At 68.0% G+C, this 22,407-nt stretch carries 23 protein-coding genes; 7 read left to right on the forward strand and 16 right to left on the reverse strand.

Annotation, left to right across the window (positions count from 1 at the left end; genetic code table 11):
- Positions 1-13 precede the first annotated feature (13 nt).
- The 3 genes from NNY25_RS03135 (at position 14) to NNY25_RS03145 (ending at position 3,030) form a co-directional block, all read left to right on the forward strand.
- Entirely contained in the window at positions 14-478 is a 465-nt protein-coding gene (locus NNY25_RS03135) for a hypothetical protein (RefSeq protein WP_265569897.1), read from the forward strand.
- Positions 479-689: 211 nt separating this feature from the next.
- Positions 690-2,060 carry a cell envelope integrity protein CreD gene (gene creD, locus NNY25_RS03140; RefSeq protein WP_265569898.1) on the forward strand — a complete coding sequence of 457 codons (1,371 nt, stop codon included), beginning with the start codon at positions 690-692 and terminating at the stop codon, positions 2,058-2,060.
- Between the two features lie 91 nt (positions 2,061-2,151).
- Positions 2,152-3,030, forward strand: a complete 879-nt coding sequence (locus NNY25_RS03145; protein ID WP_265569899.1) for an LOG family protein — start codon at positions 2,152-2,154, stop codon at positions 3,028-3,030.
- A 3-nt stretch (positions 3,031-3,033) separates the two neighbouring features.
- On the opposite strand, the gene NNY25_RS03150 is transcribed toward NNY25_RS03145, so the two are convergent.
- The 3 genes from NNY25_RS03150 to NNY25_RS03160 all read right to left on the reverse strand — a co-directional run bounded on the left by NNY25_RS03150 (position 3,034) and on the right by NNY25_RS03160 (position 5,267).
- Complete coding sequence (locus tag NNY25_RS03150) at positions 3,034-3,492, reverse strand: DUF1801 domain-containing protein (protein WP_265569900.1); 459 nt, start codon at positions 3,490-3,492, stop codon at positions 3,034-3,036.
- A 12-nt stretch (positions 3,493-3,504) separates the two neighbouring features.
- Positions 3,505-4,167: a c-type cytochrome gene (locus tag NNY25_RS03155; protein ID WP_265569901.1), complete on the reverse strand. Its 663-nt coding sequence runs from the start codon at positions 4,165-4,167 to the stop codon at positions 3,505-3,507.
- A 95-nt stretch (positions 4,168-4,262) separates the two neighbouring features.
- Entirely contained in the window at positions 4,263-5,267 is a 1,005-nt protein-coding gene (locus NNY25_RS03160; RefSeq protein ID WP_265569902.1) for an A/G-specific adenine glycosylase, read from the reverse strand.
- A 27-nt stretch (positions 5,268-5,294) separates the two neighbouring features.
- Between NNY25_RS03160 and NNY25_RS03165 the strand changes: the two genes are divergently transcribed.
- Genes NNY25_RS03165 through NNY25_RS03175 form a run of 3 tightly spaced genes read left to right on the forward strand, consistent with a single transcriptional unit; the run spans position 5,295 to position 10,039 of the window.
- Positions 5,295-5,840 (forward strand): DUF721 domain-containing protein, encoded by a 546-nt coding sequence (locus NNY25_RS03165; protein ID WP_265569903.1) that lies wholly within the window; start codon positions 5,295-5,297, stop codon positions 5,838-5,840.
- A 5-nt stretch (positions 5,841-5,845) separates the two neighbouring features.
- Positions 5,846-6,592: a thioredoxin domain-containing protein gene (locus NNY25_RS03170; protein ID WP_265569904.1), complete on the forward strand. Its 747-nt coding sequence runs from the start codon at positions 5,846-5,848 to the stop codon at positions 6,590-6,592.
- 30 nt (positions 6,593-6,622) lie between these two features.
- Positions 6,623-10,039 (forward strand): chromosome segregation SMC family protein, encoded by a 3,417-nt coding sequence (locus NNY25_RS03175; protein ID WP_265569905.1) that lies wholly within the window; start codon positions 6,623-6,625, stop codon positions 10,037-10,039.
- Between the two features lie 3 nt (positions 10,040-10,042).
- On the opposite strand, the gene NNY25_RS03180 is transcribed toward NNY25_RS03175, so the two are convergent.
- From NNY25_RS03180 to NNY25_RS03210, 7 genes are all read right to left on the reverse strand, one after another.
- On the reverse strand, positions 10,043-10,495 hold the full coding sequence (locus NNY25_RS03180; protein ID WP_265569906.1) for a hypothetical protein: 453 nt from the start codon (positions 10,493-10,495) through the stop codon (positions 10,043-10,045).
- Positions 10,492-11,310, reverse strand: a complete 819-nt coding sequence (locus tag NNY25_RS03185) for an FAD:protein FMN transferase (protein WP_265569907.1) — start codon at positions 11,308-11,310, stop codon at positions 10,492-10,494. Before NNY25_RS03185 ends, NNY25_RS03180 begins: the two co-directional genes overlap by 4 nt.
- On the reverse strand, positions 11,310-11,861 hold the full coding sequence (locus tag NNY25_RS03190; protein WP_265569908.1) for an FMN-binding protein: 552 nt from the start codon (positions 11,859-11,861) through the stop codon (positions 11,310-11,312). The genes NNY25_RS03185 and NNY25_RS03190 overlap by 1 nt, the downstream gene beginning before the upstream one ends.
- A 1-nt stretch (position 11,862) precedes the next feature.
- Positions 11,863-12,705 (reverse strand): DUF6662 family protein, encoded by an 843-nt coding sequence (locus NNY25_RS03195; protein WP_265569909.1) that lies wholly within the window; start codon positions 12,703-12,705, stop codon positions 11,863-11,865.
- Positions 12,706-12,783: 78 nt separating this feature from the next.
- Positions 12,784-14,211 (reverse strand): UdgX family uracil-DNA binding protein, encoded by a 1,428-nt coding sequence (locus NNY25_RS03200; protein WP_265569910.1) that lies wholly within the window; start codon positions 14,209-14,211, stop codon positions 12,784-12,786.
- A gap of 29 nt (positions 14,212-14,240) precedes the next feature.
- Positions 14,241-14,750: a hemerythrin domain-containing protein gene (locus NNY25_RS03205; protein WP_265569911.1), complete on the reverse strand. Its 510-nt coding sequence runs from the start codon at positions 14,748-14,750 to the stop codon at positions 14,241-14,243.
- A 57-nt stretch (positions 14,751-14,807) separates the two neighbouring features.
- On the reverse strand, positions 14,808-16,070 hold the full coding sequence (locus tag NNY25_RS03210; protein WP_265569912.1) for a putative DNA modification/repair radical SAM protein: 1,263 nt from the start codon (positions 16,068-16,070) through the stop codon (positions 14,808-14,810).
- A gap of 119 nt (positions 16,071-16,189) precedes the next feature.
- Between NNY25_RS03210 and NNY25_RS03215 the strand changes: the two genes are divergently transcribed.
- Positions 16,190-17,947 carry a DUF885 domain-containing protein gene (locus NNY25_RS03215; RefSeq protein ID WP_265569913.1) on the forward strand — a complete coding sequence of 586 codons (1,758 nt, stop codon included), beginning with the start codon at positions 16,190-16,192 and terminating at the stop codon, positions 17,945-17,947.
- Here the strand turns inward: NNY25_RS03215 and NNY25_RS03220 are convergent.
- From NNY25_RS03220 to NNY25_RS03245, 6 genes are read right to left on the reverse strand one after another with little or no spacing between them, the layout of a single operon-like run.
- Positions 17,944-18,345 carry a hypothetical protein gene (locus tag NNY25_RS03220; RefSeq protein WP_265569914.1) on the reverse strand — a complete coding sequence of 134 codons (402 nt, stop codon included), beginning with the start codon at positions 18,343-18,345 and terminating at the stop codon, positions 17,944-17,946. The two genes, NNY25_RS03215 and NNY25_RS03220, sit on opposite strands and share 4 nt — an antisense overlap.
- 49 nt (positions 18,346-18,394) lie before the next feature.
- Positions 18,395-18,928, reverse strand: coding sequence for a demethoxyubiquinone hydroxylase family protein (locus NNY25_RS03225; RefSeq protein WP_265569915.1), 534 nt, complete (start codon positions 18,926-18,928; stop codon positions 18,395-18,397).
- A complete protein-coding gene (locus tag NNY25_RS03230) occupies positions 18,925-19,413 on the reverse strand; it encodes a disulfide bond formation protein B (protein ID WP_265569916.1) in 489 nt (162 codons plus the stop codon). Before NNY25_RS03230 ends, NNY25_RS03225 begins: the two co-directional genes overlap by 4 nt.
- A 1-nt stretch (position 19,414) precedes the next feature.
- Entirely contained in the window at positions 19,415-20,749 is a 1,335-nt protein-coding gene (locus tag NNY25_RS03235) for a S41 family peptidase (protein ID WP_265569917.1), read from the reverse strand.
- Positions 20,750-20,791: 42 nt separating this feature from the next.
- Entirely contained in the window at positions 20,792-21,967 is a 1,176-nt protein-coding gene (locus NNY25_RS11560; RefSeq protein WP_265569918.1) for a murein hydrolase activator EnvC family protein, read from the reverse strand.
- Entirely contained in the window at positions 21,964-22,398 is a 435-nt protein-coding gene (locus NNY25_RS03245; protein ID WP_265569919.1) for a 23S rRNA (pseudouridine(1915)-N(3))-methyltransferase RlmH, read from the reverse strand. The genes NNY25_RS11560 and NNY25_RS03245 overlap by 4 nt, the downstream gene beginning before the upstream one ends.
- Positions 22,399-22,407: the final 9 nt, after the last annotated feature.

The following is a 22,407-nucleotide window of genomic DNA, read 5'->3' on the forward strand; positions in this document are numbered from 1 at the left end:
GGGGAGACGTCACATGAACATTCTCCGTGCAATACTCGCGATCCTGCTAGGGACGCTTGCGGCAACAATTCTACAGGCACAGGAGACCGTGCCCGTCGCGCAGGACCGCTGCGGCCAGCGCGTCGCCGCCAAGCCGACCGGCGCTCACGCCGCACGCCGCGAGCGTCCGAATATATGCGGCAAGGTCGGGCCTGCCCTTCCGGTCGCATCGGTCGCGACTGTCGACGTTCGTCAGCCGGTCAACGATCCGGCACCGGTCCTGCTCAACCCGCAGCCGCTGCCGCCCAAGGCCGACGACGTTTCGCCGGTCCAGCTCAACCCGCAGCCGTTGCCGCCCAAGGCCGACGACGTTTCGCCGGTCCTGCTCAACCCGCAGCCGCTGCCGCCCAAGGCCGACGACGTTTCGCCGGTCCTCCTCAACCCGCAGCCGCTGCCGCCCAAGGCGAAGGATGAGTTGCTCCTAACGCCAGATAGCTAGGGTTTGCCCCGCACGCCGACGGGGTCGACGAGACTTTCAGCGTCGAAACCAGGGCGATGGCCTAGCTGCTCACCAGCGGTTCATTGAGGCGCGTCACCTTGGTGGCGCACTCTTTTCCGTGCGCAATCAGCCGTGGAACTTGACGACGAACCGTGCATTTCTGTAGATGAGTCGTTGAACCGTGCAAAAATAGCGACGAATGGAGGGATGAATGGCGATCGAATTGCGTAGCCGGAGTGAGCGGACCCCGCAGGCGAAACTGGTCATCGCCATCCTCATCGGCGCGCTCCTCGCCATCCCGCTCTTCTCGGTCTGGGCGCTGGTCTACGACCGGCAGAGCCAATCGCGCACGGCCGAGGAATCGATCACGCAAGGGTGGGGCGGCTCGCAAACGCTGACCGGCCCGCTGATCGCCATCCCGTACCGCGCGACCCGAGAAGAATCGGTGGTCGAGAACGGACGCCGCGTGACGACGACGCGCAACGTCGTGCTCGAGATGACGCTCGCCCCAGAACTGCTCGACCTCGACACCGCGGTCGATCCCGAGCGCCGCTCGCGTTCGATCTACGAGGCGGTGGTCTACGAGACCGAGGCCAAAGGCAACGCGCGCTTCGCCTTCCCGCGCGACCTGGACCGCTATGGGATCGCGCCCGAAGACCTGCTGCTCGAGCGCGCCGAACTGCGCTTCGGCATCGCCGACCCGCGCGGCCTCGGCGCCAACCCGACCGTCTCAGTCGGCGGCGAGGCGGTCCGCCTCCAGCCGGGCGGCGGCAGCGACGGCGGCACGGGCTTCTTTGCCTTCATCGATGCGAGCGCGCTGCGCAGCGGCCCGCTCGAGACCGAGTTCGCCTTCACCGTTCGCGGCAATCGCGCCATCGGCCTCGACCCGGTGGCGGGCGAGACGCGCTGGAAGGTGACATCGCCGTGGCCGCATCCCAGCTTCACCGGCAGCTTCCTGCCCGAGGATCGCGGCGTCTCCGAACGCGGGTTCACCGCGACCTGGCGGATCGGCAACCTCGCGCTCGGCAAGTCGCTGGTCGCGACCGACGGCCAGCGCGAGCGCGGCGTTCCGATGCCGGAGATGCGCGCGGGCCCCGAGGGCAACCTCGCGGTGGTCGAGCTGATCCAGCCGGTCGACCTCTATTCGCGGGTCAACCGCGCGACCAAATACGGCTTCCTGCACATCGGCTTCACCTTCCTTGCGCTCTTAATGTTCGACATCGTCGGCGGTCGGCGCATCGCGGGGGTCGCCTACCTCCTCGTCGGCGCGGCGCTGGTGCTGTTCTTCGTGCTGCTGCTCGCCTTTGCCGAGGTGATCGGCTTCGCTTCCGCCTACCTCGTCGCCAGCCTCGCGATCATCGGGCTGGTCGTCGCCTATCTCGCCGCGGTGCTCGGCAGTTGGCGCCGCGCAGGCATCGTCGGCGCGATGCTCGGCATCCTCTACGCGATGCTCTACATCCTCCTCGGTCTCGAGGCCTATGCGCTGCTGATCGGCTCGCTGCTCATCTTCATGGCGCTGGCCGCGGTGATGTACGTCACCCGCAATCTCGACTGGTCTCGCCGTAGCGACGTCGAGGCCTAGCAGGCGCGCACAGCAAGGGAGCGGCGCCGGCCCGCTCCCTTGCGCCAAGTTTGTCTAGTCAGTCATGGGGCGAGCGGCTAAGCGGGCCTCCATGTCCGATCATCACAAGCCTTCCGATCCGATCTTCCCCTCCTCGAAGACCGACGCCGCCGCCGCCAGGACGGTGCCGACCAGCCCGCAGACCGAGAGCGAGGCCTACAAGCTCGCCTTCCAGGACACCGATTTCCTGCTGCGCGACGATCTGAGGCCTGTCCGCTTCCAGCTCGAGCTCCTCAAGCCCGAATTGCTCATGAACGAGGCGAATATCGCCTCGCTATTCGTGATGTACGGCTCGGCGCGCGTCCCCGAACCGGCCAAGGCGAAGGAACTGCTCGAAAGGGCCGAGACCGATTGGGACAGGAAGGTCGCCGAGCGCCTCGTCGCCAAGTCGAAATATTATGACGAGGCACGCAAGCTCGCGCGCATCGCCAGCACCTATCCGGTCGGCGAGGATGGCGAGCGTCACTTCGTCGTCTGCTCGGGCGGCGGCCCCAGCTACATGGAAGCGGCCAATCGCGGCGCGCATGACGAGGGCAAGGAATCGGTCGGGCTCAACATCGTGCTCCCGCACGAGCAGCTGCCCAACGAATATGTCACCCCGGACCTCTCCTTCCAGTTCCACTATTTCTCGCTGAGGAAGATGCACTTCCTGATGCGCGCGCGCGCGGTCGCGGTGTTCCCGGGCGGGTTCGGCACGTTCGACGAACTGTTCGAACTGCTCACCCTCATCCAGACCGGCAAGACGCGCCCGATCCCGATCCTCGTGTTCGGCAAGGAAGAGTTTTGGGACCGCGTGTTCGACTTCGACGCGCTCGCGCTCGAAGGTACGATCTCCAAGCACGACCTCGATCTCATCACCTGGTGCGAGACGGCGGAGGATGCCTGGACGGAAGTGTGCCGCGTCTACGACGCCTGCGCCCACCAGCCCTAAGGATCAGCAGCGCCGCCCGCTGGCGCGCGCTTCATCGGTATAGGCGACGAATTCTTCCGGGCTCGACGTGGCGAGTTCGTCGGCGATCGCGTCCCAGGCAAGCTCTTCCGCGCCTTTGAAGCGCAGGCAGCTCTTGCCCATGTCGAACTTGAGGCCGGCTTCTTCGAACGCCTGTTCGAGCCGCGCGTAGCGCTCGGGCTCGGCATAGGCGCAGGTCAGGTAGAGCGCGTTGTGGTTCTTCTGCGCGGCGAGCGCGGCGTACATCAGCGGCTTCTTGTTGTAGGTCGGCCCGCTCACCTCGAGCGGCACTTCCCACGTGATCATCCCCCATGCCATCGTCTCGCGATAGCCCGCGGGAATGGCCGCGTTGACGCGGTCTCGAATGTCGGAAATGACCGCGCGCCGCTCGTCCGGCAGCTCGGCGAGATAGTCGGCGACGGTCGTGGCTTTCGAGCTGACCATCGCCGCCAACCCTTACTCGGCTTCGGGAACCTCGGGGCCGCCGCTCGAACCCGCACCCGTTTCCGATTCGGCTTCGGTCAGCACCTCGACGTCATCGGCCTTCTCGGCGTCCTCACCGACGGTCGCTTCGGCGTCGGCATTGGCTTCCTCTGCCGGCGGCGGCGGCACCGCGATCGGGCTCGCCGTCTGCTGGTTGAGATACATCATCAGGTCGGCGCGATCCTGCGGATTGCCGAGGCCTGCGAAGGTCATCTTCGTGCCGGGCGCGAAGTTGCGCGGGCTGGCCAGCCACGCGTCCATCTTTTCCCAATCCCAGCTGCCGCCGACGCCCTTGAGCGCGTCCGAATAGGCGAAGCCCGGGTGACCGGCGATGGCGTTGCCCATCGTGCCGTAGAGCGCGGGGCCGAGCGCATTGGCGCCGCCCGGGGCCGCATTGTGGCAGGCCGCGCACTTCTTGAAGACATTCTCGCCGCGGGCTGCGTCGGCGCTGGCGAGGTAGAAGGCGACCGGCTTGGCCGCTTCTGCGCCGCCTTCGGCTTCGACGCCCTCGATCGGGTAGCCCATTTCCTCGGGACGTTCGCCATGGAACGCCTCGCCGGTCACCAGCGTCGCGCCCAGGGCGACAATGCCGGCGAAAAGAACCCAGCCGGCGATCGTGTTGTTACGGTCTTGCATGAAACCCCGTGCGGCCTTGCCATTGAATGAAAGCGTGGCCGCCCCTTTAAGGCGCTCATTCCCATTCATCAAGCGCTTCGCGGGCGCGGGCGGGCTCAGGCGCGCACGGGCTGCCCGGTCATCAGCGCGGCGGCCTTGGCGTAGAGGGTGGGAAGCCCCGCGTCGCCGAGCGAGGACAGCGGCTGCCACCAACCCTCGCCGCCGGGCGGGGAGGCGCGGCGTTCGACCGCCAGCGTCAGCGCGAAATGGGTGAAGACGTGGCGCACATGGGGGGCGTCGATGTCGTTCGGCGCGCCGTCCTCCCACGAGGTGCCAGGCAGCGCCGCCATCCCGCCCAGCATGCCCTTGCCCGGCCTTCGCACCAGCCACACCGCGCCGTCCTTCTCGATCCACCAGGCCGTACCGCGACGCTCGGGGCGGACCTTTTTCGCCTTGCGGGCGGGGATCGCTTCGGGGTCGCCGCTCGCGAAGGCCGCGCAATCCTCGCAGATCGGACAAACGTCGCAGCGCGGATTTTTCGGGCGGCAGATGGTCGCGCCGAGGTCCATCATCGCCTGCGCGTAGTCGCCAGCCCTGCCCGCGGGCCACAGCGCACGCGCGGCGGCGTGAACCTTCGGACGCGTCTCGGCGAGCGGCCCCTCGATGCCCTCGAGCCGCGCGACGACGCGCTCGACATTGGTGTCGATAGGGACCGAATCGCGCTCGAAGGCGATCGCGGCGATCGCGGCGGCGGTATAGGCGCCGATGCCGGGCAATGCGCGCAGCCCCGCCTCGTCTTGGGGAAAGCCGCCATTGGCGACCACGGCGCGTGCGCAGGCGTGGAGATTGCGGGCCCGCGCATAATAGCCGAGCCCCGCCCACTCGGCGAGCAAGTCCTCGAGCGGCGCGGCGGCGAGATCCTCTATTTGCGGCCATTTTTCGAGGAAGCGGGAGAAGCGCGGGGTGACCGTCGCCACCGTCGTCTGCTGCAGCATCACCTCGGAAAGCCACACGCGGTAGGGATCGGCGGGCACGTTGCTCCCGGGCCGCGCGCGCCACGGCAGCGCGCGTGCATTCTCGCGATAAAATTCGAGCAGGCGATTCTGGTGATTGGCTCCCACGCATTGCCTATGGCATGGTCTCCGCCGATGACGAAGGCGCAAGCTTCTCGAAAAGCCGGCAAGGGCGACACCAGCGAACGGATCGGCAAGGTCCGGCGCGCGGGCGAGATCGCGGGCGACATCGCCGGGCTCGCCTTCAAGAAATTCGGATTCGTGCAGGGCGCGGTGATCCAGCGCTGGCCCGAAATCGTGGGCGAGAAATATGCCCGCGCGAGCCTTCCCGAATCGATCCGCTTTCCCGCCGGCCGCAAGTCGGGCGGGACGCTGACCCTCCTCGTCGAAGGCGCGCAGGCCCCGCTCTTCCAGCACCTTGCGCCGATGATCATCGACAAGGTCAATACCTTCTTCGGCTATCCCGCGATCGAGCGGGTCGTGTTCCGCCAGGGGCGCCTGCCCGCCCCCGCGCCGCGACCCGAGCGTCCGCGCCCGCAGCCCGTGCCCAAGGAACTGGGCGAAGGGCTGCGCGAGATTGCCGACCCGGGCCTTCGCGCCTGCCTCGAATCGCTGGCCGCGGGGCTTGCCGCCTCCGACGGTCCGCCCGTCCTCAACCAGAATTCCAAACGGAGTAAGTGAACGCCATGAAGTCCATTCCCCTGATGATCGCGACGGCTGCTGCGCTCGGCGCGACCGCGTGCAACGCCGAGAAGCCCGGCAAGATCGACGCGCCCGAAGGCCCCGTCGCATCGGTCGCCGCCCCCGACGGCGGCGACTGGAGCGAGATCGTCTCCAAGACTGCCGACGGCGGCTACCTGATGGGCAACCCCAACGCGCCCGTGAAGCTCGTCGAATATGCCAGCTTCACCTGCCCGCACTGTGCCGAGTTCGAGGAAAGCGGCATGAAGCCGCTGGTCGACACCTATGTGAAGTCGGGCCGCGTCTCGTTCGAGTTCCGCAACTACGTCCGCGATCCGGTCGACGTGACCGCGTCGCTGCTCGCGCGCTGTGGCGCCGACAGCAGCTTCTTCCCGATCGGCGAGGCACTGTTCGCCAACCAGCGCGACTGGTTCGGCAAGGCTGCCGACTATCTCAACGCCAATCGCGCAGCGGTGCAGGCGATGGCCCCGGCCGACCAGTTCAAGACGATCGCCGAACAGTCGGGGCTCAAGCAGTTCGTGGCCCAGCGCGGCGTGTCGCCGGCCAAGGCCGACGCCTGCCTTGCCGACGAGGCGGCGGTGCAGAAGCTCATCGAGATGAACAATATCGCGACCACCGATCACGAAGTGAACGGCACGCCGACCTTCATCCTCAACGGGACCACGCTGCCGGTCGAAGCGTCGCAGTGGCCGGGCCTCGAGCCCAAGCTCAAGGCGGTCGTCGGAGGGTAATGACGCGACGATGGGGGGAGTGACTACGAGGTGAAGTTCCGGCGGCTGAAACTCAGCGGCTTCAAGAGCTTCGTCGAGCCGTCCGAGCTCAGGATCGAGCCGGGGCTGACCGGTGTGGTCGGCCCCAACGGCTGCGGCAAGTCCAACCTTCTGGAAGCGATCCGCTGGGTGATGGGCGAAGGCAGCCCCAAGTCGCTGCGCGGCGGCGGCATGGAGGATGTGATCTTCGCCGGCACCGCCTCGCGGCCGCAGCGCGACTTTGCCGAAGTCACCCTCCTCATCGAACGCACCGAAGAAGAAGCCGGCGAGGACCAGGGCGAGACCGAGGTCACCCGCCGGATCGAGCGCGGCGCGGGTTCGGCCTATCGCCTCAACGGGCGCGACGTTCGTGCCAAGGACGTCGCCTTGCTGTTCGCGGACGCGGCGACCGGCGCGCACAGTCCCGCGCTCGTGAGCCAGGGCAAGATCGGGCAGGTCATCGCAGCAAAGCCCACCGAACGCCGCCAGATGCTCGAGGAAGCGGCGGGCATTTCTGGGCTCCACGCGCGGCGCAAGGATGCCGAGCAGAAATTGCGCGCCGCCGAGACCAATCTCGAACGGCTCGACCGGCTGCTGGGCGAACAGGAAGCGCGCGCCGCCAGCCTCAAGCGCCAGGCGCGCGCGGCGGAACGCTACCGCAAGCTGACCGAGCAGATCCGCTATCACGAAGCCAAGATGATCACTGCGGCCTGGCGCGATGCCGACCGCGCCGCGATCGCCGCGCGCGAGGAAGCCGAAAAGGCCGCCGCGCGGGTCGGGGAACTGGAGGCGAAACGCAAGGCCGCGCAGGAGGCGCAGGCGGTGGCGGCCAAGACGCTCGCCACCGCGCGCGACGAGGCGGTCAATGCGAGGAGCGCGGGGCAGGAGCTTGCCCACCGGCTGGCGACGCTGCGCGCCGAACATGACACGGCGGTGCGCCGCATCGCCGAACTCGACCGCGCCTACACCGACCTCGCCGCCGAGACCGCGCGCGAGGAAGCGCTCAAGGAGGATGCCGCACGCGCCATCGCCGCGCTCGACGAGGAACGCGCCGCGATCGAGCAGCGGCTGGCGGGCAGCGAGGACGAGGCGTCGAAATTGGCCGAGGCGCTGGGCAAGGCGGAGACCTTGGCGAGCGACCGCGAGGCCGAGCTTGCTGGATTGCTCGCGCGCGAGGCGGCGATGCGCGCCGAACGCCGCGTCGCCAAGGCCTCGCTCGAAAGCGCCGAGGCGCAGGCCGCGCGCATTCGCGCCGATCTCGACCGGGTCGCCTCGCTCGAAGCCGAACTGGGTGACGGCGGCGACGAGAAGTCGGCGCTTGCCGAGGCCGAGAAGGCGACGAAGGACGCAGCCAAGGACGCCGAGAAGGCCGAGCGCGACATGGCGGCGGCGGAAAAGGCACGCGGCAAGGCGGTCGAGGCGCGCGACGCTGCCGAGAGCGCGCTGGCGGCGGCCAAGGCCGCGCTGGCGGCGGCAAAATCGGAGGCCGAGGCGCTCAAGCGGGCCTTGTCCGAGGGCGGGCATGGTGCGATCGCAGGATTGAAGGCGACCCCGGGCTACGAGCAGGCGCTGGCGGCCGCGCTCGGCGACGATATCGAGGCGGAACTGGGCGGCGACGGGCCACGCCGCTGGGACGATCCGGGCGAGGGCGAGGATCCCGCGCTCCCCGACGGGCTGGTGCCGCTTGCCGCGCGGGTCGAGGCGCCGCGCGAATTGCTACGCCGGCTCAAGCAGGTTGCGGTGGTCGACCGCGACGACGGGCAGCGCCTGAAGGCCGGCCAGCGGCTCGTGACGCGCGACGGCACGATGCGGCGTTGGGACGGGTTCGTGGTGCGCGGCGGCGGCGCGGCAGCCGCCGAGCGGCTGGTGCGACTCAACCGGAGCGACGCGATCGGACGCGAATTGCCGGGGCTGGAGAGGGCGGTCGCCAAGGCGGAAGCGCAACTGGCTGACGCCGCCGCGCAAGTCGACGCGCAGCGCAAGGCAGGCGAGGCGGCGCGCGAGGCGATGGCCGAGGCCGAGCGGCGCGGGCGCGAGGCGGCGCGCGCTGCGGACCAGGCGAAGACCGCGATCGAACGCATCGCCAGTCGCCAGGAAAGCATTGTCCAGCGGCGCGAGGAACTCGAGCCGCTGATGAAGACCGCGGACGAGGGGCTCGAAGAAGCGCGCGACACATTGAAGCGCCTGCCCGACCCGGAAGCGCTCGCCGCCAAGCTCGACAAGGCGCGCTCGATGGCCGCTGCAGCTGGCCAGCAGGTCGCCGAACGGCGCGCGGCTGCCGCGACCCAGCAGCGCGAGATGCAGGCAGCGCGCGAACGCCATGCCGCCGCCGGGCGAGAGCAGGGCGACTGGCGCACCCGTGCGCGCGATGCCGAAAAGCGGCTCGAACAGACGGCCGCGCGCGCCGAACGACAGACGCAGGAGCGCGCCGAACTTAAGGACGTGCCGGGCCAGCTGCGCACCAGGATCGCCGAGCAGGAAAAGGATTCGGGCGCGAGCGAGGAGCGCATCCGCACCTCGAGCGAGGCCGAGCGCGAGGCACATGAGAAATTGCGCGCTGCCGAGGCGGTGCTGGCCGATGCGGGCGAGGCGTTCGCGTCGGCGCGCGAGGGACGCGCCGGTTCGCTGGCGCGCGCCGAAGCTGCCGAACAGCGCCGCGCCGATCATGCCCGCGCGGCCGGCGAGGCGTTCGGCTGCCCGCCCGTCATGCTGCCCGAGAAATTCGGGTTCGATCTCGACGCGCTCGACAAGGCCGAAGACGAGAAAGGCGAGCATGACCGCTTGGTCGCCGAGCGCGAGCGGATCGGGCCGGTCAACCTCGTCGCCGAGCAGGAACTGGCCGAGCTCGAAGGCGAGCAGGCGTCAAGCGCAGAGGAGCGCGAGGAGCTGGGCGAGGCGATCTCGCGGCTGCGCGGCTCGATCGGTCACTTGAACCGCGAGGGCCGCACGCGGCTGCTGGCGGCGTTCGAGACGGTCAACGACCATTTCAAGAGCCTGTTCACCACCCTATTCGGGGGCGGGCAGGCGCATCTCGAACTGATCGACAGCGAAGACCCGCTCGAAGCCGGGCTGGAGATCTTCGCGCAGCCGCCGGGCAAGAAGCTGACCCGCCTGACCTTGCTGTCGGGTGGCGAGCAGGCGCTGACCGCGGTCGCGCTGATCTTCGCGCTGTTCCTCACCAACCCCGCGCCGATCTGCGTGCTCGACGAAGTCGACGCGCCGCTCGACGATGCCAATGTCGAGCGCTTCTGCGACCTGCTCGAGCGGATGACCAAGGAGACCGACACGCGCTATTTGATCGTCACGCACAACGCGGTGACGATGAGCCGCATGGACCGTCTCTACGGCGTCACCATGATCGAGCAGGGGGTCAGCCGCCTTGTTTCGGTCGATCTCGGAGCCGCCGAGGAGCTGCTCGCGGCCGAATGAGGCCTACGCGCCGCGCAGCCCGCGGATCACGTGGAACAGGAGCGCGGGAACCAGCAGGATCCCGACTAGCCAGTGGGCGAGGCTCGCCATGCTTCGAAAGCCTTCTGCGCCCGCATAATAAAGCGCGACGGCGCTGAGCGCGAGGAACAGGCAGGTCAGCGAGAGGATGAGCCCGCTCCTGCGGTTGCGCCGCAAATGCCAGCCGAGCTTGATATGCACCGGGATCATCGCCCCGCCGATGACGAGGAAGGCGTAGCCCGCGATGCCGTGGAGCATCAGCGAGAGCGCCTGACCCGGATGATGTTCGGGGCCGAATTCGCCCTCGATCCGAACGAATTCGTCGAGACCGAGCCACAGCAATCCGGTGACGATCAGCGCGCCGAGCGTGGCGTAGACCGACCACTCCTGCCAGCGCGGCAGGCGCGTCGGGCGGGACTTGGGTTTCGGGCTTTTCACGCGTCGGTCTCCATGGCCAGTTCGGCGATGCGGCCGTCCGCCGCGATCCCGACAGCACGCGCGTCGGCAAGCGCGAACAGGTCGGCGAGCCGCCCATGCCCGCTCCAGGCGATCTTGGTCAATGCGTCGGCGTCGATCGCCCGCGCCGCCTCGACCGTCACCGACCGGTAGGCCGAACTTCCAGGCAGGTGACGCGCGTCGGGGCCGTTCTCGCCCTCGTGCGCCGCGCTGGTCGCAAGTGCGCGCCCGTCGAGAGTCAGTTCGAGCCGCGCCGCACCGGTCAGCGGGTCGGTGACGACGATCGGCTGCGGCGCGCCGAAACTCGCCATGTCGCCGCCGGCATTGACGAAGCCTTCGCGGGCTCCTGCGGTGCGCATCGCATCCAGCGCTCTATCGACCGCGTAGCCCTTGGCGATCCCGCCGAGGTCGATCGTCGCCGGGCGCGCCAGCCATCCGTTTGTCCCCTCTACCGTCAAAGCGGAAAAGTCCGCTTCGGGATCGGGTGCCGGCTGGCCCGCGTGGAGCGGGATCGCGCCGTCGGCGATCGCACGCGCGCCGGCTCGGACCGGATCGAACGCCCCGTCGCTCGCCTCGAACCAGAAGCGCGCACGAGTCAGTACGGCGAGCGTATCGGGAGAGAGTGCGATCGGCTCGTCCGGCGTGCTGCGATTGAGCCGGGACAATTCGCTTTCGGGTTCGTGCGCGCTCATCAGCGCGTGGATCCGTTCGACCGCCGCAAAGCCCGCCGCGATCGCCGCTTCGCTCTCGCTCTCGATCGTGACGAACGTGCCGAGCAGCGGGCGGGCGCGGCGCATCAGTCGCGCGCGACCAGCTTGTCGAAGGTGACGAGCAGGCGGCGCACCCCGTCGGTCACGTGGCGCGAGGAAAGGGTCGCGCCGGAGATGTTCTTGATCTCCTTGCCGAGCTTGAGGCTCTGGCCCGGGCGACGTCCGACGAATTGCTTGCGCCAGTCGGGGCGGCGGATCTCGCCGCCATAGGTCTCGCGATAGTCGAGGATCTCGACCCCGCGCACCTGGCCCTCGGGCGACAGCGCGACGGCATAGGTGATATATTCGTGCTTGCCGAGCACGCGGTCGACGAACATCCAGCCCTGGCGACCGCCGCTGCCACGCGCCTCGAACAGTGGCTGGCGCTTGGGCGGCTTGGTGCCGGCGATCTTGCCGATTGCCTTGCGCTGCGCCTCGCTAAGATCGAGCGGACGCTCGACGAACTGGCGGGCCGAGGGGAAGAAATGCTTCTGCGCCTCGGCCACGCTCAGGTAGCGTTCGGCATGCGCGGGGGCGGGCGCGGTCGCGGCGATCACCGCGACCGGCACTGCGACAAACCAGTGGCCCGCCTGCGTCATGCTAGAAGTTGTAGCCCAGTTTCATGCGGATTTCGCGGTTGGTGTAGCTACCCAGGTTAAGGCTGTCCGAACGCGTGTTCGGCGCCCCGTCGAGCTGGTGCTGGTAGCTGAGCGTGCCCCAGAAGCGGCCCGCGGCGACATGCACGGTCGGGCCCGCGAACAGCGCCCATTTCTCGCGCTCGCCATGCTCGTAGACGCTGGTGTAGCGACCCTCGGCGCCGAGGTGGACGTTCTTGGCGACGCGCGCGGCGAGACCCGAGGAGAGTTCGAACTCGGTCTCGGCTTCCCACTCGCTGTCCTCGGGCTCCTTCTCCCATTCCTTCTCGACGACGATGTTGCCGACCCACATCGCCTTGTCGTTGGCGAAGTTCTTCTGGAGGAGCAGCTTGCCTTCGAGGAAGCGCTTGTCTTCGCGCTCGCCCGAGCTCGAGCTGTAGCGCGCGTAGCCGGGCTCGATATAGAGCGCGACGCCGATGCCGTCGGTGTAGGGGCTGAGGAGCGAGTATTTGAACGCGGCCTTCATGCCGTTGAAGGCGAAGTCGCGGTCGATGTCGTCGATCGAGGGTTCCAGACCCTCCGAGTGGACCGAGGCGAAGGTCGTGTAAAGCGAGACCTGGAAGCGGTTGGTAAGCGCGTGCTCCAGCTCGATCTGATAGTCCTGCGCGTTGAATTCGCCCTCGCCCTTGCCGCGGCGGTCGGTCGCCCAGACGTAGAGTTCGGTTCCGCCCTTGGGCAGCGTCTCGCTGCCGTAGCTGTAGGCGAAGACGTTCTCGTCGGCGTGGGCAGCCTGGGGCAGTGCGAATGCGGAGGCCGCCGACAGGGCGACCAGAATCTTGCGGGTCATGAAAATTCCTACTGAAGAATCGGTGTTGCTGGAGCCTAGCTAATGCGAACCATTCTCAATTGCAACAGTCGATCTCGCTCAGGCGGTCAACTCCTCGGCCCGCTCGCGCACGCGCCGCAGGTCCTCGACGAACAAGGCGTGTTCGATGCGTCGCGCGTCCTTGTCGGGAAGTCGAAGCAAATAGCTGGGATGGACGGTGACGTGCGCTTCGCTGCCGTCCGCCAGAAGGCGAGGCTGGCCACGAAGCGACGCGATCGTCACCGCCTTGCCGAACACGGCGCGCGCCGCGCTGGCGCCCAGCGTGACGGTGAGCGGCGGGCGGACGAGGTCGCGCTCCTGCCCGAGCCACCAGTTGCACGCCTGGATCTCGCCCGCCCCCGGTGACTGGTGGATGCGCCTTTTGCCGCGCAGGACGAATTTGAAATGCTTGACCGCATTGGTGACGTAGGTCGAAGCGCGCTCGATCCCTGCTTCGGCCAGCGCTTCGTCGAACAGCTGCCCGGCAGGACCCACGAACGGGCGCCCGGCAAGATCTTCGGCATCGCCCGGCTGCTCGCCGACGAACAGGATCTTCGCATCGAGCGGCCCTTCGCCGAACACGGTCTGCGTGGCGTTGCAGTGGAGGTCGCAGCGCGTACAGCCCATTGCCTCGTCTCGTAGCGCCGCCCACGCCGCCTCGCGGTTGGAGGGCGGCGGTGCCTTGGGCGCGGCGGGCACGCTGCGGCTTTTCTCGATCATCGCCGCCTCGCGCGCCTGCGCCCCGGCAATCAGTTCGCCGATCGCGGCGGTCTCGGGCATGTTCTTCCAATACTTGCGCGGCATCTCGGCGGTCATCGCCTTCACCTTCACGCGCGCGGGATTGAAGATCGACTTGTAATAGGTCTTCCAAGTCTCCTCGACAGGATCGCCGTCGGGCGCGTCCGCTCGGGTCGCCCCCGGGCTCTGCGTCAGCGTCTCGCCGTCCCAGTGGATGCACAATTCAGGCGTCAGGATCGACCAGCGCATATTGGTAAAGCGGCGCACGAAGAAGCCCGCCTCGCGCCGAACGATATGGTTGTCGGGTTCGAACCAGGCGACGAAGCGTTCGCCGTCGTCATCTTCCACTTCGCGGAAGCGGACGAAGGCATGCATCTTGTGCGCGTCGCGGCGCACTTCCTTCTCCATCGCCTTCAGCCGGTCGACCAGCGGATCGGCGCGGTCGCCAAGCGCGCGCTTGTTCGCGCGCAGCTTGAGCAGCATCGCATAGAGCAGCGCGAAGCGTTCGGGATCGCGGTGGCAGACCACCGTCTTTGCAAGGCTGACGAAATCGCGCGGCACCGAAAAGCTCGCGCCCGTGGGCGCTGGCGCGGCAGTGGCATCGCCCGCGCCGAACAGGTCGGCCTCGCCGCCCTCCACCTCCCATACGACAGCGGAGGCGGGAACGCCCGCCTCAGCCAGGCCGCGCGCGGCATCGCGCCAGCCGTCGAAATCGTCCTCCCCGGCCAGCGTGACGCGATGTGCCGCCATCACGGGGCCTTCGGGGAGGACGTCGTCGCTTATTTGTCGCCGCCTTCTTCCTTGATCATGTGCTTGATCTCCTCGAGGTCCGCGCCTTCGCTTGCACGCTCGACTTCCTCGGGCTTGCGCTTGTCGAACTCGTCGGCGAGCGCCTTGGCCTTGGCAGCGTCGAGCTCTTCCTTGGCCTTGGGGAATTTCTCTTCCTCTTCCTCGTCGATGTGGTGGATATATTCCTCGGCGAGGTGATTGAACTTGTTGAGCCAGCCGCTCGAGCCCATGTCTATCTCGTCGAGCTCGACGAACATCATGCCCAGATCGGCATGTTCGGATACCGAATGGTTGGCATCCTGGCGAATTTCGCTCTTCTTGAGCATCGAGGCGTAGAGGGTTTCCTCCTCGGCCGCCGCGTGTCCCATCGCGTCGTTCTTGAACTGCGTGAATAGCCTTCGGCGATCCTCGCTGTCGCCCGTGGTCTGCTTAATCTGGTCGATCAGCGCGCGATGCTTCTCGTGATCTTCCTTGAGACGATCGAAAATATCCTGTGCCATGCGAATGCCTCCTTGAACCATGTCTTCGGCCCATCAACGCGCCGTGCGCGTCTCGGTTCAGGCCGCCTTTGGTCCACCATCGGCGAACAGGTCGAGTTGCGCGGCGGGCGCGACGACGAGCGACTTCAGGTCGGCGCGATCGGTCAGCAGGGTGGGGCGCCAGTCGGCAGTCACGATGAACGGGCGCACCTTCTTCACCGAGACGGTGAGGCGCGCGACGTCTTCGAGCCGGAGCGTGCGGAAGCGGCGCGAGGAGACGATCCGCCCGACCGCCTTGGTGCCGAGCCCCGGCACGCGCAGCAGCTCTTCCTTCGACGCGCGATTGACGTCGACGGGAAAGGCGTCGCGAAACTTCAGTGCCCAGGCGAGCTTGGGATCGATGTCGAGCGGGAGCATGCCCTTGTGGTCGGTCGCCGCGACCACTTCGGACGGCTTGAAACCGTAGAAGCGCATCAGCCAGTCCGACTGGTAGAGACGATGCTCGCGCATCAGCGGCGGGCGCTTCAAGGGCAGCACCGCGCTCGGTTCGGGGATGGGCGAAAAGGCGCTGTAATAGACGCGGCGCAGTCCGAACCGGTCGTAAAGGCCGCGCGCGCGCGTCACGATGGCACCGTCATTGGCATCGTCCGCGCCGACGATCATCTGGGTCGACTGACCGCCCGGGGCGAAGCGCGGGGCCGATCGGTACTTCTTTCGCGCGTCCTTGTTGTCGGCGATGTCGGCCTTGGTCCTCCCCATCGCCGTCTCGATCCGCTTCTCGTCCTTTTCGGGCGCGAGGCGCGTCAGCCCCTCGCGGGTCGGCAATTCGACGTTGATCGACACGCGGTCGGCGTAAAGCCCCGCCTGGTGGATCAGTTCGGGATCGGCGTCGGGGATCGTCTTCAAATGGATGTAGCCGCGAAAATCATGGACGTCGCGAAGCTGGCGCGCGACCTCAACCAATTGCTCCATCGTGTAGTTGGACGAGGAGATGATCCCGCTCGAGAGGAACAGGCCCTCGATATAGTTGCGCTTGTAGAAATTGAGCGTGAGCTGGACGACCTCCTCGACCGTGAAGCGCGCACGGCGTACGTTCGAGCTCTTGCGGTTGATGCAATAATGGCAGTCGAAGATGCAGCTGTTGGTCAGCAGGATCTTGAGGAGGCTGATGCAGCGCCCGTCGGGCGCATAGGCGTGGCAGATGCCCATCCCCTCGGTCGAGCCGACGCCCTTGCCGTCACGACTGTCGCGTTTTGACGAGCCGCTGCTCGCGCAGCTGGCGTCGTATTTTGCTGCGTCGGCGAGGATGCCGAGCTTTTCACGCGTGTCGAGCCGTGCCATATGTTCACTTTACGTTCTCGCGGCGTGCGATGAAAGACTCCCACCCGACATATGTCGAAAAAATCTTCACGGGGCGCGGGGGCGGCCCTACGGTCGCGCGCGACAAACGGGAGATTTCCATGCGCGCTTCGTTTCTTGCTCTTGCCGCCGCCAGCCTCGCCTTCGCGACCCCGGCGCTTGCCGGACCCCAGGAGGATTTCGAGGCGCTGACCGACGCCTATTGGGCGTGGAGCCTCGAGGAGAGCCCGACGCTGGCCTCGTCGGTGGGCCTCAGGGACTATGACGACCGGCTTTACGATTATTCGGTCGCCGCCATGGACCGCCGCGCGGCGCGCGAGGCCGCGTTCCTCAAGTCGCTCGAGGCCATTCCCGACGCCGGGCTCGACGAGACCAGCCGCATTTCCAAGGCAATCCTCGCGCGCAGCCTGGCCGAGAGCATCGAGAGCAACCGATACGGCCAGCGGCTGATGCTGTTCTCGACCTATTCGGGCTGGCACCAGTCGATGGCGGGGCTCGGCAGCAACCTCTCGTTTCGCGAGCTTTCCGACTATGAGAACTACCTGAAGCGCCTTGCCGCCTACCCCGCGCAGAACAAGGCCGCGCTCGCGGTCTCGGCCGACGCGCTCGAGGGCGGCTACGTTCTTCCGTGCGTCGTTCTCGACGGGTTCGAAAAGGGCATCATGGGCGTCATCCCCGCCGATGCGACGCAGAGCCGTCTTTACGAACCCTTCGCGTCCGACCGCCCTACCAATATCGCCGAGGCGGACTGGGCCTCGCTCCAGGCGCGCGCCAAGGCGCTGATCGACGGCGAACTACGCGCGTCCTACGCCGAACATCTCGCCTGGTTCGAACGCGACTACCTGCCGGCGTGTCGCAAGGAAGTCGGTATTTCCAGCCAGCCGGGCGGCGCGGACTATTACGACTTCCGCATCCGGCAGATGACCACCACCGACCTGACCGCGGACCAGATCCACAAGATCGGCCTCGACGAGGTCGCGCGGATCCGCAGCGAGATGGAGACGGTCGCGAAGTCCGCCGGGTTCGCCACCCGCGAGGCGTTCATCGAGGAATTGCGCACCAATCCCGACTATTACGCCAAAACGCCCGAGGAACTGATGCAGGTCGTCGCGCGCCAGCTCAAGACGATCGACGGGATGATGCCGACCCTGTTCGGCAAGCTTCCCCGCCTGTCCTACGGCATCCGGGAGATTCCCGCCGAAATCGCGGAAGGGACGACGACCGCTTACTACAATCCGGGCAGCCCCCAGAACGGCATCGCGGGGACTTATTACGTCAACACCTCGAAACTGAACCAGCGCCCGCTGTGGGAAGTGCCCGCACTGTCGGTTCACGAGGCGGTGCCCGGCCACCACCACCAGATCGCGCTGCAGCAGGAAATCGACCTGCCCGAGTGGCGGCGCCAGATGTACTTCACCGCCTTCGTCGAGGGCTGGGGCCTTTATTCCGAGCGGCTCGGGATCGAGATGGGACTCTACGACACGCCGGCCAAGGACATGGGCCGCCTCTCCTACGAGATGTGGCGCGCGACACGGCTGGTGGTCGATACCGGCATCCATTCGAAGGGCTGGACCAAGCAACAGGCCATCGACTTCATGACCGACAATACCGCGCTCACCGCCGCCAACATCGAGGCGGAGGTGAACCGCTACATCTCATGGCCGGGGCAGGCGCTCGCCTACAAGATCGGCGAACTCAAGATTCGCGAGTTGCGCGCCCGCGCCAGCGAGAAACTGGGCGACCGCTTCGACCTTCGCGCCTTCCACGACGTCGTGCTGGGGCAGGGCTCGGTGCCGCTCGACGTGCTCGAGGCACAGGTCGATGCATGGATCGCGGCCGAACTGGCGGGCGGCGCCTAGAGGTCGGGCGCGGTCTCGGACTTGTCGAGCGCGCGGCGCTCGCGGCGGGCCTGATTCAGCATCTCTTCCATGCAGCCGGTAAAGCCCGCCTCGCCGACCGGCGAGCATTTCTGGATGCCGGTCTCGTTGACCGTCTCGAGATAGGTCGCGCGCGCCGCCCAGCTCTGGTTCGACTGGCGGTTCGACGTGTCGCGCATCGTCTCGGGGATGCGGAAGCGTTCGCTCTCGGGCTTGCGGGCGCACACCACGACCTCGTCGTCGGTCGACCGCGGGCAGGGGTCCTCGCCGAACACGACGATCTCCGTGACCGGACGGCCCTGCGCCGACGCCGGCGCCTCCAGCCCGGTTGCCGCGACTGCGCCCAGCGTTCCCGCGACAAGCAACACCATCTTCGACATCGTCATTTCCTTTCACTCGCGGGAGCAACGCTCGCGCAGGCTTATCCGTTCAAAACCGCTTCGACAATTCGATCGCCAGCCGGCACCCCGCGCGGATCGCGCCGCTGAGCAGGGGATAGGCGGGCGCTTCCTGCGACCCGTGCGCGCGCGCCGTGTCGCGATGCTCGAGTTCCTCCTCACGGAAGCGCGCGATGTCGGCGGCGAGTTCGGGATCGCTGTCGCCCAATTGCTCTAGCTGTTCGGCATAGTGGCGATCGATCTCGGTCTCGACCGCGTCGGTGCAGGCCATCGCGGCCTTCTCGCCGATCAGCGCGGTCGCGGCGCCCAGCGCGAATCCGGCGACGTTCCAGAAGGGCTGCAGCGCGGTCGGGCGCACGCCCCGTTCGGCGATGAGCTGGTCGAAGCGCGCGAGGTGGCGCTCTTCCTGCTGGGCCATACGGGCGATCTCGTGGGCGGCGGCCGACGACTTGCCGAGCACCGCCATCTGGCCGGCATAGATGCGTGTCGCGCCATATTCGCCCGCCTGGTCGACGCGGATCATCGAGCCGGTGTCGGGCCGAGCGGTTCCCTGCATCTCGCTCATGCGTGGCTCCGGCGCGCGGCGAGCGCGATCAACGCGGCGCTGCCGAGCGAGACGATCGCGTTCCATCCGGCCATCGAGATGCCTAGCAGCGACCATTGCACCTCGTCGCAGCGCACTAGCGGCGCGGCGAGGATGTCTTCCATGCTGACCGCATTGCTGGTGCAGGTGGTGACGCCCTCCCACAGGCCCGCTTCGACCCCGGCGTGGAAGATGCCGATCGCGCCCGAAACGGCGATGCCCAATGCGGCGAGCAGCGTGAGGAGGCGGCTGGTCGCGGGCCGCCCCGCGGTCGCCAGCGCGAGCAGTGCCGGCACCATTGCCGCACCGTGCGCATAGCGCTGCCAGTAGCACATCTCGCACGGGGCCAGTCCGCCCAGATACTGCGATCCGATCGCCCCCGCGAGCAGTGCCGCCGGGATGCCCAGCGCCATCAGCCGGGCATTTTCGAGGCGCAGGAAGGGAGCGGGGCGGGCCGGCGCCAGCATATTATCGGCGGCCCCCGGCGAGCCCCGGCGAGCCCGCCATCGCGACCCGCTGGATCGCCTTCAAGGCATAATGAAGCTGGTAGTCGTCGATGCCCTTCGCCTCGAGGCCCTCGGCGGTCTCGGCGTAGCGCGGATCGTCGTTGCCGTCCTCCTCGAGCACGTCGTCCTCGACGCCTTCCTGCGCGACCAGGTGGCGGCGAAGATCCGCCTCGCGGAAACGCGGACGTTCGAAATAATCGGGATCGCTGAGCTGCGGCACGGCGATGTCGGGCTCGATCCCGCCAGCCTGCACCGACCGGCCCGAAGGCGTGTAGTAGCGCGCCGTGGTGAGCCGCAGCGCGGCGTCGGGGCCGGTCTGGATCACGGTCTGCACACTACCCTTGCCGAACGACCGCTCGCCCATCACCACCGCGCGGCGATGGTCCTGCAGTGCGCCCGCGACGATCTCGGAGGCCGAAGCGGAGCCCGCGTCGACGAGCACGATCACGGGCAGGCCGTCGGCCATGTCGCCCTTGGTCGCGTAGAAGCGTTCGATGTCGCTCTTGCGGCGCCCGCGCTCGGAAACGATCTCGCCGCGCTCGAGGAAGATGTCGCTGATCTCGATCGCCTGGTCGAGCAGCCCGCCCGGGTTCGAGCGCAGGTCGACGACATAGCCCTTGGGACGCCCGCCGAGCGACTTCTCGATGCCGCGGATGGCCTCGGCCACCTCGGCGCCGGCATTGGCCGAGAAGCTGTTGATGTTGATGATGCCGATGCCGTCCTCGACCTCCCACTTGACCGGGCGCAGGTCGATGATGGCGCGGGTGATCTTGACGTCGAACGGCTTGTCGCGGCCCGGACGCACGACCGTCAGCGTGACGTCGGTGCCAGGCTCGCCGCGCATCTCGTCGACCGCCTCGTCGAGGCTCATCCCGTAGAGCAGCTTGCCGTCGAGATGGGTGATGTAGTCGCCGGCCTTCATGCCCGCCTTGTCGGCCGGCGTGTCCTCGGTCGGCGCGACCACCACGACCGCGCCGTCGCGCATGCCCACGGTCAGGCCGAGCCCGCCATAATTGCCGTCGGTGGTCAGCCGCATCGTCTGGAAGTCGCTCGCCTCGACGTAGGAGCTGTGCGGGTCGAGCGCGGCAAGCATCCCGTCGATCGCGCCCTTGATGAGCACGTGGTCGTCGACCTCTTCGACATAGTTGCCGCGCACCCGCTCGAACACCGTCAGGAAGTTCTCGAGCTCGCGATAGGTGTCGACGTCCTGCGCGGCGAGCTGGGCGCCGGTCACCGGTACGAGCGTGAGCGCGCCGAGCACGGCGATCGGGGGGAGGAATTTCGCGAACGGTTTCATGCGTGACCTTCCGGCATGGAAATGACGATCTTCAAAACGACTCTAGCCCGCTTTCGCCTCATTGGACAGCGGGCGAGATGAACCTGCGATGAGGGCGGGGGAGAGCGGGCGTCCCTCGTGCCACAGCTCGAGAGTGACCGGCCCCGTCGCCCGGCCGAGCGGCGCGCCGATCGCGACACGCCCCCCGCGCGGCAGGCTGCTGACGATCCCGGTCAGCATGCTGGTCCACCCATCGCCATGGTCGATCACCACCACGCCGTCATGGCCGCGAAACGGGCCGACGAAGGCGAGGCGGCCGTCGGCAGGCGCCGACACGCGCATTCCGCGCCGCGTGGCCATCGCCAGCCCGCGCGAGCGGATCCCGTCGGCGCTGATGCTGCCGAGCCCCGCAGAGACGGGGGCATCGACCGGCAGGCGGTAGGCGAAGGAAGGCGTGACTGCGGGGGCGCTGCCGCGGCGTGAAGGACGCTGGGGGGCTGAGGGATATTCCGCCAGCGCGCGCGCCTCGCGGCGGGCGGCGGCGCGGCGCTCGGCGGTCTCGCCCAGCTCGGCCAGCTCCTCGCGCACCGCAATGGTGCGTTGCTCGGCGCCGAACGCGGCCCCGGCGAGCGCACTCGACGTCGCCCGCGCGCGCGCCTCGGCCTCGGCGAAGCGGATCTTCTGTCGCCCCAGCCGCGCCTTGCGTTCGGTCAGTTCGGCAAGCTGCGCCTCGGCCTGGCGCGCCAGATTGCGGCGGCGATCGGTGTCGGCGCGCAGTTGCGCGGTGCGCGCTCGGATCGCGGGAAGGCTGGTGTCGATCAGCGCCTGCATCCGCACCAGCTCGTCCACCGTGTCCGCCCCGGCCAGCGCGGCAATCGGCGGCTGACGCCCGAGCGTCGCCAGCCCCGCGAGCAGCTTGGCGACCGGCGCGTTGGCCTCGGCCAGTTTCTTCTCGTGCGCCGCGATGCTGCGCCGCGTCGCGGCCAGCCCGATCACGGCCTCGCTGATGCGCGCTTCCTCGGCGGCAATCGTTTCGGCGAGTGCGCGCTGCTCGAGCGAGAGCCGCGTCGCCTCGTCGCGCGCCGCGCGTGCCTCGCGCTCCAGCGCCGCCGCGCTCTTCTCCGCGTCGCGAGCCTCGCTGCGCACCGCGGCAAGCCGCGCGTCGATTCCCGAGGGCGTGCTGCCGCCCGCCGCGGTCGCGACCAGCAGCGCGGCGAGCGCGGCGGCGAGCGGCCTCACGAGCGCGCGCCTTCGCGGTGATAGGGATGACCCGACAGGATCGCGGTCGCGCGGAACAGTTGCTCGGCCAGCATCGCACGGCACAGCATGTGCGGCCACGTCGCGGGGCCGAAGGAAAACAGGAGGTCGGCGCCCTGCTTGGTCTCTTCGTCATGCCCGTCGGCGGCACCGATCAGGAAACGGACCTCGCGCACGCCCTCGTCGCGCCAGCGGCCGACGAGCTCGGCAAACTGCGTGGAGGACAATAGCTTGCCGCGTTCGTCGAGCGCGACGGTGCGGGCAGGGGTCAAGGTCGCCTCGGGGATGTTGCCGCCGGTGTCGGGCAGTTCGGTCACCCGGGTCTTCCAGGCGATGCGCTTCAGATAACGCTCGACCAGCTCGGCCTCGGCGGACCGGCCGATCTTTCCGCGGGCGACGATGTGCAACAGCATGGCCGCCCC

Source organism: Sphingomicrobium nitratireducens (assembly GCF_026157035.1).
In the GTDB taxonomy this organism is placed as follows: domain Bacteria; phylum Pseudomonadota; class Alphaproteobacteria; order Sphingomonadales; family Sphingomonadaceae; genus Sphingomicrobium; species Sphingomicrobium nitratireducens.

Bases quoted from the DNA above. Each gene is read 5' to 3' on its own strand.
- NNY25_RS03135 (WP_265569897.1), top strand. From the start codon at position 14: ATGAACATTCTCCGTGCAATACTCGCGATCCTGCTAGGGACGCTTGCG.
- creD (WP_265569898.1), top strand. From the start codon at position 690: ATGGCGATCGAATTGCGTAGCCGGAGTGAGCGGACCCCGCAGGCGAAA.
- NNY25_RS03145 (WP_265569899.1), top strand. From the start codon at position 2,152: ATGTCCGATCATCACAAGCCTTCCGATCCGATCTTCCCCTCCTCGAAG.
- NNY25_RS03150 (WP_265569900.1), bottom strand. From the start codon at position 3,492: ATGGTCAGCTCGAAAGCCACGACCGTCGCCGACTATCTCGCCGAGCTG.
- NNY25_RS03155 (WP_265569901.1), bottom strand. From the start codon at position 4,167: ATGCAAGACCGTAACAACACGATCGCCGGCTGGGTTCTTTTCGCCGGC.
- NNY25_RS03165 (WP_265569903.1), top strand. From the start codon at position 5,295: ATGACGAAGGCGCAAGCTTCTCGAAAAGCCGGCAAGGGCGACACCAGC.
- NNY25_RS03170 (WP_265569904.1), top strand. From the start codon at position 5,846: ATGAAGTCCATTCCCCTGATGATCGCGACGGCTGCTGCGCTCGGCGCG.
- NNY25_RS03185 (WP_265569907.1), bottom strand. From the start codon at position 11,310: ATGCGCCGCGCCCGCCCGCTGCTCGGCACGTTCGTCACGATCGAGAGC.
- NNY25_RS03190 (WP_265569908.1), bottom strand. From the start codon at position 11,861: ATGACGCAGGCGGGCCACTGGTTTGTCGCAGTGCCGGTCGCGGTGATC.
- NNY25_RS03195 (WP_265569909.1), bottom strand. From the start codon at position 12,705: ATGACCCGCAAGATTCTGGTCGCCCTGTCGGCGGCCTCCGCATTCGCA.
- NNY25_RS03200 (WP_265569910.1), bottom strand. From the start codon at position 14,211: ATGGCGGCACATCGCGTCACGCTGGCCGGGGAGGACGATTTCGACGGC.
- NNY25_RS03205 (WP_265569911.1), bottom strand. From the start codon at position 14,750: ATGGCACAGGATATTTTCGATCGTCTCAAGGAAGATCACGAGAAGCAT.
- NNY25_RS03210 (WP_265569912.1), bottom strand. From the start codon at position 16,070: ATGGCACGGCTCGACACGCGTGAAAAGCTCGGCATCCTCGCCGACGCA.
- NNY25_RS03215 (WP_265569913.1), top strand. From the start codon at position 16,190: ATGCGCGCTTCGTTTCTTGCTCTTGCCGCCGCCAGCCTCGCCTTCGCG.
- NNY25_RS03220 (WP_265569914.1), bottom strand. From the start codon at position 18,345: ATGTCGAAGATGGTGTTGCTTGTCGCGGGAACGCTGGGCGCAGTCGCG.
- NNY25_RS03225 (WP_265569915.1), bottom strand. From the start codon at position 18,928: ATGAGCGAGATGCAGGGAACCGCTCGGCCCGACACCGGCTCGATGATC.
- NNY25_RS03230 (WP_265569916.1), bottom strand. From the start codon at position 19,413: ATGCTGGCGCCGGCCCGCCCCGCTCCCTTCCTGCGCCTCGAAAATGCC.
- NNY25_RS03235 (WP_265569917.1), bottom strand. From the start codon at position 20,749: ATGAAACCGTTCGCGAAATTCCTCCCCCCGATCGCCGTGCTCGGCGCG.
- NNY25_RS03245 (WP_265569919.1), bottom strand. From the start codon at position 22,398: ATGCTGTTGCACATCGTCGCCCGCGGAAAGATCGGCCGGTCCGCCGAG.